The organism is Pseudomonas syringae (assembly GCF_021605415.1).
Lineage (GTDB): Bacteria > Pseudomonadota > Gammaproteobacteria > Pseudomonadales > Pseudomonadaceae > Aquipseudomonas > Aquipseudomonas syringae_S.
Window position 1 is genome coordinate 105,347 of record NZ_WKEQ01000004.1, and the last position, 17,147, is coordinate 122,493.

The following is a 17,147-nucleotide window of genomic DNA, read 5'->3' on the forward strand; positions in this document are numbered from 1 at the left end:
TCAGTGATAGAGGGTGTCATGGGTAACGAAAGTATCAATTGGGACAAGCTGGGTTTTGACTACATCAAGACCGACAAACGCTTCCTGTCGTACTGGCGCAATGGCGAGTGGGACAAAGGCACCCTGACCGAAGATAACGTGCTGCACATCAGCGAAGGCTCCACCGCCCTTCACTACGGTCAGCAATGCTTCGAGGGCATGAAGGCCTATCGTTGCAAGGACGGCTCGATCAACCTGTTCCGCCCGGATCAGAACGCCCTGCGTATGCAACGCAGCTGCGCACGTCTGCTGATGCCGTTCGTGGAAACCGAGCAGTTCGTCGAAGCCTGCAAAGCTGTGGTTCGCGCCAACGAGCGCTTCATTCCGCCGTACGGCACCGGCGGCGCGCTGTACCTGCGCCCGTTCGTAATCGGCGTGGGTGACAACATCGGCGTGCGTACCGCGCCCGAGTTCATCTTCTCGATTTTCTGCATCCCGGTTGGCGCCTACTTCAAGGGCGGCCTGACCCCGCACAACTTCCAGATCTCCACCTTCGACCGCGCCGCGCCACAAGGCACCGGTGCCGCCAAGGTCGGTGGCAACTACGCCGCGAGCCTGATGCCGGGCTCCCAGGCCAAGAAAGCCAACTTCGCCGACGCGATCTATCTGGATCCGCAGACCCACTCGAAAATCGAGGAAGTCGGTTCGGCCAACTTCTTCGGGATCACCCACGACAACAAGTTCGTGACCCCGAAATCGCCATCGGTACTGCCGGGCATCACCCGACTGTCGCTGATTGAACTGGCCGCCTCCCGTCTGGGCCTGGAAGTGGTTGAAGGTGACGTGCTGATCGACAAGCTCTCGGACTTCAAAGAAGCCGGCGCCTGCGGCACCGCTGCCGTGATCACGCCGATTGGCGGCATCAGCTACAACGACAAACTGCACGTGTTCCACAGCGAAACCGAAGTCGGCCCGGTCACCCAGAAGCTTTATAAAGAGCTGACGGGCGTGCAAACCGGCGACATCGAGGCGCCAGCGGGTTGGATCGTCAAGGTTTGATTTGACGGGTTAACCGCAAAAACGCAAAAGATCGCAGCTCTGCGGCAGCTCCTGCAAATTGACCCTGCAGGCTGCGATCTTTTGACGTTGACGTGGTTATAAATCAAATGCCTACAGCGGAAGCTTCAATGCGATTCGCTTACCGGCCCGGCTTGCAACCCCACTCGCCTGCCCGTCCTGCTGCTTCCCCATCCGCGCCTGGGTAATCAACCCCGGAATCAATTCCCCCTCCGGCAGATTTTTCCAGAACCGCGCCGGCAAATGCCCCTGCATGACCTTCGGGTTCAACCGCGCCGGATTAAAGATGTGGCTGTAATAAGTCAACCACAGATCACCGTGCGGATCGTCCGCGTTCTGCGCCAATTGCTGCCACTCCACCGGGCACCGACGCTCATGGATCAGTTGCTCACCATCGTAATAAACCCCGTCACGCGGGGTCGCGATCAGCCAGCGGTGGCGTCCCATGCGCCCAATGAAATGCTCGCTGGCACTGTGCAAGATGTCATGCGCCGGCTCGTGCCAGGCCACATATTGCGGGCCTGGCGCCTCTTGCGGTCGTTCGACGAAACGCACGAATGCGTGCAGATGATGCGCCTCGCGCTGCACCTGCTTGATACGCCGTTGCAATTCGCTGCCCAGTTTGTCTCCGGCCAGCATTGCCGTGCGGTCGCCATGACTGACGCGCCATAGCACTTCGTATAACAAGCTCCAGCGCTGATCACCGCGATAACGCGCCGCCTGCTCAAGTGTGTCGAGCAACGTACGCGGGATCCGTGCCTGAAACGGCCCCTGTTCCAGGGGCACCGATTGATCGCTGGCAAACAGATCGCTGACGCCTTCCGTTGCCCAACTCACGAGGCTTGGATCGATTTGATGACTGAGCAGCAAGCGCGCCTGTTGCCGCCAGGTATCGAAAAGGTCGTCGCAATCGAGTGTGATCATCCCCAAAGGCCCATTTGCTGCGGCATCGGCCGGTCACGCAGTTGCTGGTAGAGCAATTGACTGGGCACTTCCGCCTGCTGCGGGTGGTAATCGCTGGTGATGAAGAACGGTTTGGCTTTGGCGAGAACACAGCGCATCCGCGCCAGGTCTTCATAACGGATGCGCCGCTGCCGACGCAGTTCGACAAGCCGCTCGGTGGTGCGCAGACCAATGCCGGGAATGCGGGCGATCAGCGCTGGCTCGGCGCGATTGAGATCCAGCGGGAACACCTCGCGATTCTGCAGCGCCCAAGCCAGTTTCGGGTCGATATCCAGCGCCAGATGCCCTGGCCCCTTGAGCAATTCTCCAGCGGTAAAACCGTAGCTGCGCAACAGGAAATCGGCCTGATACAAACGGTGTTCACGCATTAATGGCGGAGCGGCGAGCGGCACGCTTTTCGGACTATCAGGGATGGGGCTGAACGCGGAGTAATACACCCGGCGCAGGCGGAAATTGCCATACAGCGATTGGGCGCTGTGCAGGATCACGCTGTCATCCGTATCGTCCGCGCCCACAATCATTTGCGTACTTTGCCCTGCCGGGGCGAATCTCGGCGCGCGAGGTTCGTTAAGCACGGTTTGCTCGCCGGTGTAGATGGTCTGCATCGCCTGTTTGATCGAGCCCAGCTGCTTCTCCGGTGCCAGGGTTTGCAGGCTGGCATCGGTGGGCAACTCAATGTTGACGCTCAATCGATCAGCGTATCGCCCGGCTTCTTCAATCAGCGCCGGATCGGCTTCGGGAATGGTCTTGAGGTGAATGTAACCTCGAAACTCGTGTTCCTCGCGCAGCAAGCGAGCGACGCGGTTGAGCTGTTCCATTGTGTAGTCCGCCGAACGGATGATCCCCGAGCTGAGGAACAACCCGCTGACACAGTTGCGCTTGTAGAAATCCATGGTCAGCGTGACGACTTCTTCGGGCGTGAAGCGTGCGCGCGGTACGTCGCTGGAGCGACGGTTGACGCAATACTGGCAGTCGTAAAGGCAGAAATTGGTCAGCAGAATTTTCAATAACGAGACGCACCGGCCGTCGGGCGTATAACTGTGGCAAATGCCCATGCCGTCAGTCGAGCCCACGCCATTCTTACCTTCGGAGCTGCGCTTGGGCGCACCGCTGCTGGCGCAGGAGGCGTCGTACTTGGCGGCGTCGGCGAGGATGCCGAGTTTTTCGATCAACTGCATGGCCGGGACTCGATACTGTTTGGATGTACAGTATAGAGTCCCGTCTGAATAGACAAGGGTGCTTGTCGGCTGAAATCAAGATCAAGAGATCGCAGCCTTCAGCATCTCCTACGGGGTTGCGTTAAAAATTTCGCCATGTGGGCTGTCTTCGTTGTGCTGGCTCAATCCTCTCGCGTCAGCACTTCCAGCAGCTCAATCTCGAATACCAGATCCGAATTCGGTGGAATTTTGCCCATTGTCCGCTCGCCGTAGGCCAGATGCGCCGGTACCAGCAGTTTGCGCTTTGCGCCGACCTTCATGCCAATGATGCCTTGATCCCAACCCTTGATGACCCGACCGGTGCCGATCACACATTGAAACGGCTTGCCCCGGCTCCAGGAGGAATCGAACTCGGTGCCGTCTTTCAGCCAGCCAGTGTATTGGGTGGTGATCAGCGCGCCTTTTACGGCAGTTTTGCCATCGCCTGGTTGCAGGTCGATGATTTGCAGTTCTTCGCTCATGTTCTTAACTCTTCAACGATGGCCCTTTCGGACAGCGGATGCAGGTTTTCGCAGAAACCGGCGTGCGTAGCAATGCATGGAACCGAAATCATCGTGACAGCTCACATGAGTATCGACTTCTTATTTGACCAGGGATGCTCAGATGACCGACCCACGACCGCTGCACAGTTTCATCCCGCCCTACATTCTGAACCGAATCATCGCACACGGATCGGAGCCAGCGCGCGCGGCCGCGATGGCTACGCTCAACCATGTTCGCAGTCTGCTACCCCACCATGGCGCCCCACCGCGGCCAGCGGTCGCGGGGCTGTTACCGGATGCCGGCAAGCCCGGGCTGGCGCAACGCAGCGTTTATGACGCACAGAACAAGATGTTGTTACCGGGCATGCCTGTGCGCATGGAGGGTCAAGCTGCCAGTGGCGATCCGGCGGTCGATGAAGCTTACGACGCGCTGGGCGCCAGTTACGATTTTTTCTGGAAGGTGCTCGGCCGCAATTCGATCGACAACAAGGGCCTGGCTCTAATCGGCAGCGTGCATTACGGCCAGGCTTATGAGAACGCCTTCTGGAACGGCGGGCAAATGGTCTTCGGTGACGGTGATGGCGAAATCTTCCAGCGTTTCACCCGTTCGCTGGACGTGATCGCCCACGAACTGGCCCATGGCGTCACCGAGAGCGAGGCCGGGCTGATTTATGCTGGCCAGTCCGGCGCGTTGAATGAATCGCTGTCGGATGTATTCGGTGTACTGACCAAACAGTTCGTCCTCAGCCATACGGTTGAACAGGCTGACTGGCTGATCGGCGCCGAACTCCTCACCTCGAAGATCAAGGGCAAGGGCCTGCGCTCGATGTCTCACCCCGGCACCGCCTATGACGATCCATTGCTGGGCAAGGATCCGCAACCCGATCACATGCGCAAGTTTGTCATTACCCAGGAAGACAATGGCGGCGTACACATCAACTCCGGCATTCCCAACCGCGCTTTTTATCTGGCAGCACGGGCGCTGGGCGGGTTTGCCTGGGAAAAGGCCGGGCGAATCTGGTATGACACGCTTTGCGATAAACGACTGGCTCAAGATGCAGATTTCGAATCATTTGCCCAGTTGACCGCTGCGCACGCGGCTGAACGATTTGGCGCTCGAGAAGTGGACGCGGTGGTTCAGGGTTGGCGCCAGGTCGGCATTGAATTACCGGAGGAGGACGTATGAAAAACCTGCCCGAACTGGGCGACGATTCCGTTGTGCGGGTGTCCCGTCAGGGCGGAGTGGCGGCGATCCATAGCCTGAGCCGTCCGAGGGAAATCGAATTTGCGCAATGCGATATCACGCAGCGTTCGCAGATCTGTTCGGTGCTGAAGGGTTGCCTGCCGCTCGACAGTGCGGAATCGGGTCGTGGTGATCAGCGTTTTTACCAGATCGAAGTACGCTACAACGCGGGCGAAATGGTGCTGAAAGTCCCGGAAGATCAGGCGCCGGGGGATCTCGTAAACCTGTGGGACACAGGGCAATTGCTGGAGAAGTGAAAATCAAAAGATCGCAACGAAGGCGCGATCTTTTGATCCAGTAATCGTTTAGCGCTCCACTGGCTTGATTTCGACAATCGTGCCGTTGGTGATCATCACCATCACGTACTTATCGTCGATCTGTACCCATTGCGCCTGCGGCTCGGGTTGCTTGAGGCCTTTCTGTTTCCAGTTGGTGATCGCTTTATCACTGCGCTGATAAACATCCGGGGCGCGGTCGTTGACCTTCAATTCACGACCTCCGGTGGGAGAATGCTCGACGGTGTCGTTCGAGGTTTGCGCCGCTTGAACGAGGGGGCTGATCCCGGCGAGGCTGGCGACGAGGGCAAGGCTTGCGATCAGGGTCTTGTTGGTCATCGGTGAACCTCCATTTGTTTTCGGATACCTGATGTCGGACTGTTGTTGGCGGCATTCATTCCTTTTGGATGCGCAAACCTTTACTCCCTGCCAAACACATACCCCCTCGGCGCAGATCAATTCGGGAGCTGCACCACGTCGATGCCGTGGCGCCGGTAATCCTCGACATTGCCCGACGCGAGGTATCGCTCGGTGATCAGTGTGTGCAGGCGATCGCACGATGCAACAACGAAGGGCTCTACCGCGCCGAGTTTATCTGCCGTGGTGACGGCAATCACTTGGGCTGCGCTGTCGAGTAACGCCTGTTTGACCGGCACTTCATCGAAATGCAGCGAGGTTATGCCGACCTCCGGATGAATCGCGCAGACGCCGGTAAACAGCAGATCCGCCTTGATCCCGCTAATCAGGCGCAGCGCTTCATGCCCGCCCGCCGACATGGTTTTCGCATTGAGCTGGCCGCCGGCCAGAATCACTTTGATGCCCTTGTATTCGGACAACGCGATGGCATTCATGGGTGAGGCGGTGACCGCCGTGATTCGAATATCCGCTGGCAGCGAACGGGCAATCTGCAACGTGGTGGAGCCGGAATCGAACAGTACGATCTGGCCGTTTTGCACGCGTTGTGCAGCCAGTCGCGCCAGCCGGATCTTCACCTCGTCAGTCTCATCGAGCCGGGTGAAATAGTCCTTGCCGGTGTCTTTGGGTCGCGGCAACGCGCCGCCGTGCACTCGCTGCACCAGACCAGCGTTGTCCAGTTCGGCCAGATCCCGGCGAATGGTGTCCTCGGACACGGCGAAATGCTCGCTCAACTCGCAGGCCATGACCTTGCCGTCACGTTCGAGTATCAAGAGGATTTTCTGTCGACGCAGGGAGGGAAGTTCGGCGGCGGAATGATCTTGCATGTTTGTGCCTGTTTATGCGGGTTTGTGCAAGGTTAGCCAAATTCGCCGGGCCGCGACAGATTTATATCCGCGAGACATCAATTCTTTCGATCATTGGAATCAAGAAGCGGAATTTTTTGTTTGATTCCGGCCTGTTCAGAATGGCGACACTTTCCACTACAACTAAGGACGCCTTCCATGAACCTCAATTTTGCCTTCGCCTGCATGATCGTTGTTTCTTTCGCCGTGGCGCTGGTTCATGGTTGATCGTTTGCTCGCCCGCTTGCAAGGTAAAACCCACCGCAGCGGCGATCAATAAGCAAAGAACAGTTCTCATAAATGCCTTCCTGGCTGACAACAACCCCGCAGTGGAGCTGCCGCAGGCGGCTCTTACAAACAGTACGCGTCTAGGATTGTTTCCCAGCCCACGCCAGCCGCGCAAACCAAAAACCCGATGGAACCTCCCCGCAAAGTGCGTTTTCAAAACCCTATGCGCCGATCATTGATCACACAAAGCGCCATTGGAGAGGAACCCCCGATGAACATCAAAGTACTGCTCCTGCTCGCCAGTTTTGTCCCAGGTCTCGCCATGGCCGAGGGCTGCGACGTCCTCACGCGCTCCTCCAGTCCTTCCGTTCCGGCCGTCGAAACCCACAGCTGCTACGAATACGAAGGTGTGCCCGTGGACGCCATCGACTGGTCATGCAGCAACGAAAGCAAGGACATGCTCAACAGCACCAAGAAAAAAGTCGCCCGATGCGCCGACCACTCTGCAGCCACCTGCACCGCGACACTCACCCAGGAATCCCTGGCAAACCCACATTCCACCAGCAAGGACAAAGACGCCAAGGCGCTGAACATTCCGGACAACGCGAAAGTGACCACGTATTACTACGGTGCGGAACATTTGAGTCAGGCGAAGATTGATTGTGAAAATGGCGGTGGGAACTGGAAGGCGAAATAGCGTGGGATTCGACGTATTTATTCCAGACATAAAAAAACCGCATTGCTGCGGTTTTTTTATGCCGTGACGTCCAAGTGAACTCAGGGATCTCCCCTCAGAAGTTCGCCGGCGTATTCGCACTGATAATCTCAGCCTCATCCGCCCCGATATTGCGGAATTTGTGCGGTAACGTCGTCGGAAAGTAATACCCATCCCCCGCGCCCAGTACGCTTATCTGCCCATCCACCGTCAACTCGACAGTCCCACGGGTCACCAGTCCACACTCTTCACCTTCCGAATGCACGATCGGCTCTTCGCCGGAACTGGCGCCAGGCGCGTATTGCTCGCGCAGCAGGCGCATCTGGCGGCTCGGCACGGAGGCGCCGATGAGCAGCAGGCGCAAGCCGTGGCGGCCGAGGTCGGGTTGTTCGTTGGCGCGGAAGACGTATTGGTGTTCGCGCGGCGGCTGGTCGAAGGTGAAGAAATCGGCCAGGGACATCGGTATGCCTTCGAGCAGCTTTTTCAGTGAGCTGACGGAAGGACTGACGCGATTCTGTTCGATCAGGGAGATGGTGGCATTGGTCACGCCGCTACGCCGGGCCAGCTCGCGCTGGGAGAGTTTGTAGCTTTCGCGTACTAGTTTGAGTCGAGAACCCGTATCCATGACAGCCTTATGTGAGAACGACTTAAGGGCAATGGGGGTGGGTGGCGGGCGGACTCGCATTGCGCGGATCACACCGTTCCCCTGTCCCGGAACCGTGAAAGGCGGCTATTAAATCACGTTTGGTGATGTTGCTCAGCAGGTTCGATGGACGGCGGGGGAAAAGAGCTTGCCAGGCGAATTATGTGCCAGACACAGTACCTGTGGGAGCTGGCTTGCCAGCGATGCGGCCGGCACATTCAGCATTTGGACTGGCTGATATTCCGCTATCGCTGGCAAGCCAGCTCCCACAGGGTTTGTGGTGGTTCGGATAATAACCCGGAGGGGCCTTGAGGACCGCCGCCGGGGCGGCAACTCAGATGCCGAAACGGTCGCGCAGCGAGTAGTACACGGCGCCAAGGGCGGTCAGCGGTGCTGAGAAAGTGCGGCCGCCGAGCATCGGCATGTGCGGCAGCGAGGCGAAGGCGTCGAAGCGTTCGGCATCGCCACGGATCATTTCCGAGATCAGTTTGCCGGCCAGATGCGAGCACGTGACGCCGTGACCGCTGTAGCCCTGCATGTAGTAGGCATTTTTCTCGATACGGCCGAATTGCGGCATGCGTGACATGGTCAGCAGGAAGTTGCCGGTCCAGCGATAGTCGATTTTCACGTCTTTAAGTTGCGGGAAGGTCTTGAGGATCTTCGGGCGGATCAGTTGTTCGATGTCATCCGGCTCACGCGCGCCGTAGACCACCCCGCCGCCGTAGAGCAAGCGGTTGTCGGCAGTCAGGCGGTAGTAGTCGAGCAGATAATTGCAGTCTTCGACGCAGTAGTTGTGGGTGATCAGGCTGTGCGCGACCTTTTCCGACAACGGTTCAGTGACGACAATCTGCGAACCGCACGGCATGCTTTTGCTGGTCACGCGGTTGTCGAGACCCTGCGGCAGATAGGCGTTGCCGGCGATCAGCAAGTACTTGGCGCGCACCAGGCCTTTGGCAGTGCGCACGGTGATCGGTTCGCCGTAACTGATGTCGACTGCTGCCGATTGCTCGTAGATCTTGCCGCCCAGACGGACGATGGCGGCGGCTTCGCCGAGGGCCAGGTTCAGCGGATGAATATGGCCGCCCTGCAAGTCCAGCAAGCCGCCGACATACGCTTTGGAACCGACCTCGCGGCTGATCTCGTCCGCGTCGAGCATCTTCAGGTTCTGGTTGCCGTAGCGTTCCCAGTTGCGCTTTTGCTCGGCGAGGCCGTTCAGCTGTTTCTTGTTCATCGCTGCGAAGATACCGCCCGGGCGGTAGTCGCACTTGATGTCGTATTCCTTGATGCGCGAACGGATGATGTCGGCGCCTTCGAAGATCATGCTGCCGAGGATTTCGGCGGTCTTGTCGCCGTAACGCTCTTCGATCACATCGACATCACGGCTGTAAGAGTTGACCAATTGACCGCCATTGCGACCGCTGGCGCCGTAGCCGACTTTCGCCGCTTCCAGCACCGTCACTGTGTAGCCGGCCTCGGTCAGGAACAGAGCCGACGACAGGCCGGTGTAACCCGCGCCGATGATGCAGACATCGCACTCCACCGCTTCCTCCAGGATCGGAAAGTCGATGACTTCGTTGCGGGTGGCCGCGTAGTAGCTGTTTACGTGTTGCTGTTTCATACGATTCTCCGATGGCCGCCAGACATGGCGACCGCCGCTGTAAAAGAATTAGAGCTTGATCCAGGTCGCTTTCAGCTCGGTGTACTTGTCGAACGCGTGGAGCGATTTGTCCCGGCCGTTACCCGACTGTTTGAAGCCACCGAACGGCGCGGTCATGTCGCCTGCGTCGTACTGGTTGATCCACACACTGCCGGCGCGCAAACCGCGGGCGAAGTTATGTGCCTTGCTCAGGTTGCTGGTCCAGACACCGGCGGCGAGGCCGAAGATACTGTCGTTGGCGATGTGCAGTGCTTCCTCGACAGTGTCGAAGGTGATCAGCGACAGCACCGGGCCGAAGATTTCTTCGCGGGCGATGGTCATCGCGTTGGTCACGCCGTCGAACAGCGCTGGCTCAACATAGAGGCCACCTGTTTCTTCGAGGGTGCGTTGCCCGCCGGCGATCAGTTCGGCGCCCTGCTCGCGGCCGATGCTGATGTAGCGCAGCACGTTCTCCAGTTGACGCTGATCGACCACGGCGCCGACGGTGGTGGTCGGGTCGAGGGCGTGACCGGGCTTCCACGCTTGCAGCGCTTCAACCAGCAGTGGAATGAACTGCTCGCGGATCGAGCGCTCGACCAAAAGACGTGAGCCGGCGGTGCAGACTTCGCCCTGGTTGAAGGCAATGGCGCCGGCCGCCGCTTGTGCTGCCGCGCGCAAATCAGGCGCGTCGGCGAACACCACGTTTGGACTCTTGCCCCCTGCTTCGAGCCAGACGCGTTTCATGTTGCTTTGGCCGGCATAAATCATCAGTTGCTTGGCAATCGCCGTCGACCCGGTGAAGGCCAGCACGTCGACGTCCATGTGCAGCGCGAGTGCTTTGCCGACGGTGTGACCGAAGCCCGGCAGCACGTTGAACACGCCTTTCGGGATACCGGCATCCAATGCCAATTGAGCGATGCGGATCGCGGTCAGCGGCGACTTTTCCGAAGGCTTGAGGATGAACGAGTTCCCGGCAGCCAGGGCCGGGGCGAATTTCCAGCTGGCCATGATCAGCGGGAAGTTCCACGGCACGATGGCGGCGACGACGCCGGACGGCTCGCGGGTCACCAGACCCAATTGATCGTGTGGGGTGGTGGCGACTTCGTCGTAAATCTTGTCGATGGCCTCGGCGCTCCAGCGGATCGCGTTGGCGGTCGCCGGGATATCGATGGCCATGGAATCGCTGATCGGCTTGCCCATGTCGAGGGTTTCGAGCAGGGCCAGTTCTTCCTGGTTTTGCAGGATCAGGTCAGCAAAACGAATCAAGATGCGCTTGCGCTCGGCCGGGGCTTTTTTCGCCCAGACGCCGGATTCGAACGACTGGCGCGCGACTTCAACGGCCAGGTTGGCGTCGGCTTCATCCGTGCTGGCCACGGAGGCGAGGAAACGGCCGTCGACGGGGCTCAGGCATTCGAAGGTTTCGCCGGAGACTGCCGGACGGTATTCGCCGTTGATAAAGGCGCGGCCTTCGAGGGTCAGGGACTGGAAGCGTTGTTCCCAGTCGTTGCGGGTCGTTGTCATTGTTGTGGCTCGACAAGGGGGAATTTAGGTAGGCACCGCAACCCTGTAGGAGCTGCCGAAGGCGGCTACTACAGGGTTTGGGTTGGTCTTTAGACGGTGTGCAGGTACCAGTTGTATTCAAGGTCGGAGATGGAGTTCTCGAACTCGGCCAGCTCGCTTTCCTTGCACGCAACAAACACGTCGATGTACATCGGGTCGATGTAGCGGGCCATGACTTCGCTGTCGTCCAGCTCGCGCAGTGCATCGCGCAGGTTGTTCGGCAGGCTTTGTTCGTTCTGCTCGTAGCTGTTGCCTTCGACCGGTGCGCCCGGCTCGATCTGGTGGGTCAGGCCGTGATGGATACCGGCCAGCACCGAAGCCATCAGCAAGTACGGGTTGGCGTCGGCACCGGCGACCCGATGCTCGATGCGCACGGCGTCCGCCGTTCCGGTCGGTACGCGCACGGCCACGGTGCGGTTGTCGATGCCCCAGCTCGGCGAGTTCGGCACGTAGAACTGCGCGCCGAAACGGCGGTACGAGTTGACGTTCGGGCAAAGGAAAGCCATCTGCGCCGGCAGGGTCTCCAGCACACCGCCGATCGCATGACGCAGTGCGGCGTTCTGCTCGGGATCCTCGCTGGCGAAGATGTTGTTGCCTTCTTTATCCAGAATCGAAATGTGCACGTGCAGACCGTTACCCGCCTGGCCCGGATACGGCTTGGCCATGAAAGTGGTGTCCATCTCGTGGTCGTAGGCGATGTTCTTCACCAGACGTTTGAGCAGGACGGCGTAGTCGCAAGCCTTTATAGGATCGGAGACGTGATGCAGGTTGACTTCGAACTGCGCCGGGGCGCTTTCCTTGACGATGGCATCAGCCGGGATGCCCTGCTCTTTCGCGCCTTCGAGGATGTCTTGCAGGCAGTCGACGTACTCGTCGAGATCGTCGATCAAGTAGACCTGCGTCGACACTGGACGCTTGCCGGAGACCGGCGAGCGTGGCGACTGCGGACGGCCGTTCACGTTGTCCTGGTCGATCAGGTAGAACTCAAGCTCGAACGCGGCGCAGATGGTCAGGCCCAGGTCGTCGAACTTGCGTACGACGTTGGCGAGCACTTCACGCGGGTCGGCGAAGAATGGCTGGCCTTCGATTTCGTGCATGGTCATCAGCAGTTGCGCAGTCGGGCGCTTTTGCCAGGGCTCTATGCTGAGGGTGCCGGGAATCGGGTAGCAGATCCGGTCGGCGTCGCCAATATCCAGGCCCAGGCCCGTGCTTTCTACAGTAGAGCCGTTGATGTCCAGCGCGAACAGCGAGGCCGGAAGATTGATGCCTTTCTCGTAAACCTTATGAAGACTGGTGCGTTCGATGCGCTTGCCGCGCACCACACCGTTCATATCCGCAATCAGAAGGTCGACGTACAAAACCTCAGGATATTTCTTAAGGAATGCGTTTGCTTCGTTGAGTTGAACGGTACGCAGAGGGACCGACATGATGCACCTATTTAGCTGTTAATTATTATGTTCAACGCCTTGTTGCGAGCCCAGTCAATCCGAAAGCCAAAGTGAAGTCAATAGCGAACACTTGGCCGCTCAGGGTTTATTTTCAGGGGCTTTCAGGGCACTTGCGCGCAAAATCAGCGGCCAAATGCCGGAAATCCATAACAATTTGATGAACGGCGTTTAGAATTTTTTACATCGGAGTTGTTAATTAAAATAAACGCGGATAAGCTCCGGAAAAGCTCGTTCTAGTGACAGACTTCGAGGTGAATAAAAATGGCATTCAAGCCATTGATCGGCGTTACAGCGTGCGTCAAACAGATCGGCCCGCACCCCTACCATGTCAGCGGCGACAAGTATTTGCGTGCTGTCAGCGTGGCGGCATTGGGGTTGCCCGTCGTCATTCCTTCTTTAGGCGATCTGACCGAAATCGACGACCTGCTCGGTCAGCTCGACGGTCTGTTGCTGACCGGCTCGCCTTCCAACGTGGAACCCTTCCACTATCAAGGCCCGGCCAGCGCCCCCGGCACGGATCACGATCCGGCACGGGACGCCACCACCCTTCCCTTATTGCGTGCGGCCATTGCGGCGGGCGTTCCGGTGCTCGGTATCTGCCGGGGCTTCCAGGAAATGAACGTGGCGTTCGGCGGCAGCCTGCATCAGAAGGTGCATGAGTTGCCGGGCATGCTCGATCACCGCGAGGCCGATCACCCGGATCTCGCCGTGCAATACGCCCCGGCCCATGCGGTCAGCGTCCTCGGCGGCGGTGTATTCGAAGCGCTGGAGTTGCCTTCGCCGTTTCAGGTCAACTCGATTCACAGCCAGGGCATCGACCGCCTCGCTCCCGGCCTGCGTGCCGAAGCGGTGGCGCCGGATGGCTTGATCGAGGCGATCTCGGTGGAGCACAGCCCTGCGTTTGCCCTCGGCGTGCAATGGCACCCGGAATGGCAAGTGCTGGATAGCCCCGAGTACCTGCGCATCTTCCAGGCGTTCGGCCAGGCCTGCCGGCAACGGGCGGCGCGGCGCAACCAACGCTGACCCAATCAAAGAATACGTAACGATTTACTGCCCCTCGGAGGTCGGGTGCGCCTGCGCACGTCCGTCATCCGTTAAAAAACAACACCCGTAATAACAACAAGTACCACCCAGGCAGCCAGGACGGCGGCGCCGACCAAGCCGGATGGCAGGAGCAAAACCGTCAGATCAATGCAAAACCCTGTGGGAGCTGGCTTGCCAGCGATGAGGCCGTCAACGCCAACATGTTGGGGAATGACACACCGCATTCGCTGGCAAGCCAGCTCCCACAGGGGGATGTGATCCGACCGGGAATGCACCTGCAGGCTTGCAATCCACTTAAGCCCGGCCACATTGGCCCGGCGACTGAAACCTGTTGGGAGTTTCACATGGCAAACGCCTCCAGCACTTACAGGAAGGCTCTTGAAGGTCACCAGCAACCGAAAAAGGTGCTGGTGAAAGTCGATCGCGTCACCAAGAAATTCGACGAGACCACGGCAGTGGACGATGTGTCCCTGGAGATCAACCAAGGTGAAATCTTCGCCCTGCTTGGCGGCTCCGGTTCGGGCAAATCGACCCTGCTGCGCATGCTCGCCGGCTTCGAGCGACCGACCGAAGGGCGGATCTTCCTCGACGGCGTGGACATTACCGACATGCCGCCGTACGAGCGGCCGATCAACATGATGTTTCAGTCTTACGCGCTGTTCCCGCACATGACCGTGGCCCAGAACATCGCCTTCGGCCTCAAGCAGGATCGTTTGCCGGCCAGCGAAATCGATGCCCGCGTCGATGAAATGCTGCGCCTTGTACACATGACCCAATACGCCAAGCGCCGCCCGCATCAGTTGTCCGGCGGTCAGCGTCAGCGTGTCGCCCTCGCCCGCTCCCTGGCCAAGCGTCCGAAACTGTTGCTGCTCGACGAACCGATGGGCGCGCTGGATAAAAAGCTGCGTTCGCAGATGCAACTCGAACTGGTGGAGATCATCGAACGCGTCGGCGTGACCTGCGTGATGGTGACGCACGACCAGGAAGAAGCCATGACCATGGCCGAGCGCATCGCGATCATGCACCTGGGCTGGATCGCGCAGATCGGCAGCCCGGTCGATATCTATGAAGCGCCGGTCAGCCGTATGGTCTGCGAATTCATCGGCAACGTGAACGCCTTTGACGGCACCGTGATTGAAGACCTCGAAGGGCACGCGATCATTCACTGCCCTGACTTGCAGCAGAAAATCTACGTCGGTCACGGCGTCAGCACCTCGGTGCAGGACAAGTCGATCACCTACGCGATTCGCCCGGAAAAAACCCTGGTCAGCACCACTCAGCCCGACTGCCGCTACAACTGGTCCGAAGGCAAAGTGCATGACATCGCTTACCTCGGCGGCCATTCAGTGTTCTACGTCGAATTGCCGGGCGGCAAGATCGTCCAGTCGTTCATGGCCAACGCCGAACGCCGTGGCGCTCGACCGACCTGGAACGACAAGGTCTACATCTGGTGGGAAGACGACAGCGGCGTGGTACTGCGCTCATGAGAACCTTCAATCAGCAATTCCTGCGCCTGGTGCCCAGTGGACGAAAACTGGTGATCGGTATTCCGTTCATCTGGCTGTTCCTGTTCTTCATGCTGCCGTTTTTCCTGGTCATGAAAATCAGCTTCTCCGAAGCGGCGCTGGCGATTCCGCCGTACTCGGAGATCTACACCTACGCCGAGCAGAAATTCCAGCTGCTGCTCAACATCGGCAACTACACCCTGCTGGGCGAGGACGAGTTGTACCTGTCCGCCTATCTCGGTTCGCTGAAGGTGGCGCTGCTCAGCACGCTGATGTGCCTGGGCATCGGTTTCCCGATGGCCTACGCGATCACCAAGGCGAACAAGGAAACGCAAAACGTCTTGCTGCTGCTGATCATGATGCCGACGTGGACCGCGATCCTGATCCGCGTTTACGCGTGGATGGGCATCCTCAGCAACAACGGTCTGCTCAATGGGTTTCTGATGTGGACGGGGCTGACCGATCACCCGATCGAGATCCTCAACACCAACACGGCTGTGTACATCGGCGTGGTCTACGCCTACTTGCCTTTCATGGTGCTGCCGCTCTACGCCAACCTCGTCAAACACGACGGCAGTTTGCTGGAGGCGGCGCAGGATCTGGGGTCGAGCAACTTCAACAATTTCTGGAAAATTACCGTGCCGCTGGCCAAGAACGGCATCATCGCCGGCTGCATGCTGGTGTTCATTCCGGTGGTGGGCGAGTTCGTGATTCCGGAACTGCTCGGTGGCCCGGAGACGCTGATGATCGGGCGCGTGCTGTGGCAAGAGTTCTTCAATAACCGCGACTGGCCGGTGGCGTCTGCCTTGGCAGTGGTGATGCTGTTGATCCTGATTGTGCCGATTCTGCTGTTCAACCGCAGTCAGGCCAGAGAAATGGAGGCACGGGGATGAAACGCTTCGGATTTTCCAGATTCATGCTGATGTTCGGCTTGGCGTTCATTTACCTGCCAATGCTGATCCTGGTGATTTACTCGTTCAACGCCTCGAAACTGGTGACGGTGTGGGGCGGCTGGTCGATGAAGTGGTACGTCGGCCTGCTCGACAACACACAACTGATGGGCTCGGTGGTGCGCTCGCTGGAAATCGCTTGCTACACCGCGATCGCGGCGGTGGCGCTGGGTACGCTGGCGGCATTCGTCCTGACCCGCGTCACACGTTTCAAGGGTCGTACGTTGTTCGGGGGGCTGGTGACTGCGCCGCTGGTAATGCCGGAAGTCATCACCGGTCTGTCGCTGTTGCTGCTGTTTGTGGCGATGGCGCAACTGATCGGCTGGCCGCAGGAACGTGGCATCGTCACGATCTGGATCGCCCACACGACGTTTTGTGCCGCCTATGTGGCCGTGGTGGTGTCCGCCCGCCTGCGTGAGCTGGATCTGTCGATCGAAGAAGCGGCGATGGATCTGGGTGCCAAGCCGTTCAAGGTGTTTTTCCTGATCACCATTCCAATGATTGCACCGTCGCTGGCCGCCGGCGGGATGATGTCGTTTGCCTTGTCGCTGGACGATCTGGTGTTGGCGAGCTTCGTGTCTGGCCCGGGCTCGACGACCCTGCCGATGGAAGTGTTCTCGGCGGTGCGTCTGGGCGTGAAACCCGAGATCAACGCCGTGGCGAGCCTGATTCTGCTGGCGGTGTCGCTGGTGACGTTCCTGGTCTGGTACTTCGGCCGCAAGGCAGAAGCCAACCGCAAACGCGCGATTCAGGAAGCGATGGATCAAACGGCCAACGAATCGTGGCAGCAACCGCAACGCGAACCCGCCACCGCCTGAGTGGCCGACAAAAATCCCCTGTAGGAGCCGCCGAAGGCTGCGATCTTTTGATGTTGATTTTTTAAGATCAAAAAATCGCAGCGTGCCGCAGCGCCTACAGGGGGA

At 59.0% G+C, this 17,147-nt stretch carries 17 protein-coding genes; 8 read left to right on the forward strand and 9 right to left on the reverse strand.

Features of this window, described 5'->3' with window-relative positions; all coding sequences use genetic code 11:
* Positions 1-18 precede the first annotated feature (18 nt).
* Positions 19-1,038 carry a branched-chain amino acid aminotransferase gene (locus tag GIW69_RS04085; protein WP_236480848.1) on the forward strand — a complete coding sequence of 340 codons (1,020 nt, stop codon included), beginning with the start codon at positions 19-21 and terminating at the stop codon, positions 1,036-1,038.
* Positions 1,039-1,149: 111 nt separating this feature from the next.
* Here GIW69_RS04085 and GIW69_RS04090 read toward each other — a convergent pair whose 3' ends face one another.
* The 3 genes from GIW69_RS04090 to GIW69_RS04100 all read right to left on the reverse strand — a co-directional run bounded on the left by GIW69_RS04090 (position 1,150) and on the right by GIW69_RS04100 (position 3,697).
* Entirely contained in the window at positions 1,150-1,980 is an 831-nt protein-coding gene (locus GIW69_RS04090; protein WP_236480849.1) for a TIGR03915 family putative DNA repair protein, read from the reverse strand.
* Positions 1,977-3,197: a putative DNA modification/repair radical SAM protein gene (locus GIW69_RS04095; RefSeq protein ID WP_236480850.1), complete on the reverse strand. Its 1,221-nt coding sequence runs from the start codon at positions 3,195-3,197 to the stop codon at positions 1,977-1,979. The genes GIW69_RS04090 and GIW69_RS04095 overlap by 4 nt, the downstream gene beginning before the upstream one ends.
* 161 nt (positions 3,198-3,358) lie before the next feature.
* Positions 3,359-3,697: an FKBP-type peptidyl-prolyl cis-trans isomerase gene (locus GIW69_RS04100; RefSeq protein ID WP_236480851.1), complete on the reverse strand. Its 339-nt coding sequence runs from the start codon at positions 3,695-3,697 to the stop codon at positions 3,359-3,361.
* A gap of 142 nt (positions 3,698-3,839) precedes the next feature.
* Between GIW69_RS04100 and GIW69_RS04105 the strand changes: the two genes are divergently transcribed.
* Positions 3,840-4,904, forward strand: coding sequence for a M4 family metallopeptidase (locus tag GIW69_RS04105; RefSeq protein ID WP_236480852.1), 1,065 nt, complete (start codon positions 3,840-3,842; stop codon positions 4,902-4,904).
* Entirely contained in the window at positions 4,901-5,218 is a 318-nt protein-coding gene (locus GIW69_RS04110) for a protealysin inhibitor emfourin (protein ID WP_236480853.1), read from the forward strand. The genes GIW69_RS04105 and GIW69_RS04110 overlap by 4 nt, the downstream gene beginning before the upstream one ends.
* Before the next feature lie 48 nt (positions 5,219-5,266).
* Here GIW69_RS04110 and GIW69_RS04115 read toward each other — a convergent pair whose 3' ends face one another.
* Both GIW69_RS04115 and GIW69_RS04120 read right to left on the reverse strand, forming a co-directional pair.
* Entirely contained in the window at positions 5,267-5,575 is a 309-nt protein-coding gene (locus tag GIW69_RS04115; RefSeq protein ID WP_236480854.1) for an RcnB family protein, read from the reverse strand.
* 116 nt (positions 5,576-5,691) lie between these two features.
* Positions 5,692-6,477: a DeoR/GlpR family DNA-binding transcription regulator gene (locus GIW69_RS04120; RefSeq protein WP_236480855.1), complete on the reverse strand. Its 786-nt coding sequence runs from the start codon at positions 6,475-6,477 to the stop codon at positions 5,692-5,694.
* A 517-nt stretch (positions 6,478-6,994) separates the two neighbouring features.
* Between GIW69_RS04120 and GIW69_RS04125 the strand changes: the two genes are divergently transcribed.
* A complete protein-coding gene (locus GIW69_RS04125) occupies positions 6,995-7,420 on the forward strand; it encodes a hypothetical protein (RefSeq protein ID WP_236480856.1) in 426 nt (141 codons plus the stop codon).
* 94 nt (positions 7,421-7,514) lie between these two features.
* Here GIW69_RS04125 and GIW69_RS04130 read toward each other — a convergent pair whose 3' ends face one another.
* The 4 genes from GIW69_RS04130 to GIW69_RS04145 form a co-directional block, all read right to left on the reverse strand.
* On the reverse strand, positions 7,515-8,063 hold the full coding sequence (locus GIW69_RS04130; RefSeq protein ID WP_236480857.1) for a cupin domain-containing protein: 549 nt from the start codon (positions 8,061-8,063) through the stop codon (positions 7,515-7,517).
* A 352-nt stretch (positions 8,064-8,415) separates the two neighbouring features.
* Positions 8,416-9,699: an NAD(P)/FAD-dependent oxidoreductase gene (locus tag GIW69_RS04135; protein ID WP_236480858.1), complete on the reverse strand. Its 1,284-nt coding sequence runs from the start codon at positions 9,697-9,699 to the stop codon at positions 8,416-8,418.
* Positions 9,700-9,747: 48 nt separating this feature from the next.
* A complete protein-coding gene (locus GIW69_RS04140; RefSeq protein WP_236480859.1) occupies positions 9,748-11,238 on the reverse strand; it encodes an aldehyde dehydrogenase in 1,491 nt (496 codons plus the stop codon).
* 89 nt (positions 11,239-11,327) lie between these two features.
* Entirely contained in the window at positions 11,328-12,704 is a 1,377-nt protein-coding gene (locus tag GIW69_RS04145) for a glutamine synthetase family protein (protein ID WP_236480860.1), read from the reverse strand.
* A gap of 282 nt (positions 12,705-12,986) precedes the next feature.
* Between GIW69_RS04145 and GIW69_RS04150 the strand changes: the two genes are divergently transcribed.
* From GIW69_RS04150 to GIW69_RS04165, 4 genes are all read left to right on the forward strand, one after another.
* Positions 12,987-13,748: a gamma-glutamyl-gamma-aminobutyrate hydrolase family protein gene (locus GIW69_RS04150; protein ID WP_236480861.1), complete on the forward strand. Its 762-nt coding sequence runs from the start codon at positions 12,987-12,989 to the stop codon at positions 13,746-13,748.
* Between the two features lie 365 nt (positions 13,749-14,113).
* On the forward strand, positions 14,114-15,256 hold the full coding sequence (locus tag GIW69_RS04155) for a polyamine ABC transporter ATP-binding protein (protein ID WP_236480862.1): 1,143 nt from the start codon (positions 14,114-14,116) through the stop codon (positions 15,254-15,256).
* Positions 15,253-16,167: an ABC transporter permease subunit gene (locus GIW69_RS04160; RefSeq protein ID WP_236480863.1), complete on the forward strand. Its 915-nt coding sequence runs from the start codon at positions 15,253-15,255 to the stop codon at positions 16,165-16,167. The genes GIW69_RS04155 and GIW69_RS04160 overlap by 4 nt, the downstream gene beginning before the upstream one ends.
* The gene (locus GIW69_RS04165) at positions 16,164-17,042 is read left to right on the forward strand and encodes an ABC transporter permease subunit (RefSeq protein ID WP_236480864.1); all 879 of its coding nucleotides are present in this window, start codon (positions 16,164-16,166) and stop codon (positions 17,040-17,042) included. Before GIW69_RS04160 ends, GIW69_RS04165 begins: the two co-directional genes overlap by 4 nt.
* Positions 17,043-17,147 lie beyond the last annotated feature (105 nt).